A 259-nucleotide genomic window follows, 5' to 3' on the forward strand; every position below is an offset into this window, starting at 1 on the left:
CCTTCGGTGCCGACAGCACCTGGCTGTCGAACCTGCCCGGCTCCGGCCAGATCGCGGCCGCCAACGAGCTGCTGTACCGCATCGGCAAGGATTACGAGAAGCCCGACTTCGACATCCACGCGGTCGCGAACGACGACAACGAGCGGACCTACCCGGTCGTGCAGCTCGATGCGCTGGTCAAGCCGTTCTGCAAGCTGCTGCGTTTCAAGCGCTACACCGACGACCCGGCGCATCTGGAGGTCATCAAGGCCCAGCCCGT

General features: G+C 65.3%; 1 pseudogene. It reads left to right on the top strand.

The features are described from left to right. Positions 1-259 (top strand): annotated as a pseudogene (locus SB719_RS21045) (hypothetical protein); the annotation flags it as partial.

Source organism: Pantoea sp. SIMBA_079 (genome assembly GCF_046940275.1).
GTDB lineage: Bacteria > Pseudomonadota > Gammaproteobacteria > Enterobacterales > Enterobacteriaceae > Pantoea > Pantoea borealis.